The sequence below is a fragment of the Pseudomonas sp. SDT291_1_S447 genome, from assembly GCF_054070155.1.
In genome coordinates, this window is record NZ_JBSVXS010000293.1 from 1 (window position 1) to 501 (window position 501).

The following is a 501-nucleotide window of genomic DNA, read 5'->3' on the forward strand; positions in this document are numbered from 1 at the left end:
CCGGGCAACCGACCGGGCGCCAGGTGCCGGGCGCGGTGGGGTCTTCTTCCTTGCAGTGATTGCACAGCCGCCTCACCAGTCGCTGCGCCAAAACCCCGAGCATCGACGAGGCCAGCAGAAACGGTTCGACGCCCATGTCGATCAAGCGGTTGACCGCCGACACCGCGTCGTTGGTGTGCAAAGTTGCCAACACCAAATGCCCGGTCAGCGACGCCTGCACGGCGATTTGTGCGGTCTCCAGATCGCGGATTTCGCCGATCATGATGATGTCTGGGTCTTGGCGCAGAATCGCCCGCAGCGCCAGGGCGAAGGTCATGTCGATCTTGGCGTTGACCTGAATCTGGCTGATCCCCGGCAAGTCGTATTCCACCGGGTCTTCCACGGTGAGAATGTTGCTGGTACTCGCGTCGAGCCGCGCCAATGCCGCGTAGAGGCTGGTGGTCTTGCCGCTGCCGGTCGGCCCGGTGACCAAAACGATGCCGTGGGGCTGGCGGATCAGGT

1 protein-coding gene is annotated in these 501 nt (G+C 63.7%); it reads right to left on the reverse strand.

Going from position 1 to position 501, the window contains the following annotated elements:
• Positions 1–501, reverse strand: a 501-nt coding sequence (locus tag ACW9IR_RS29610; RefSeq protein WP_457466160.1) for a GspE/PulE family protein, incomplete at both ends; no start/stop codon positions are given.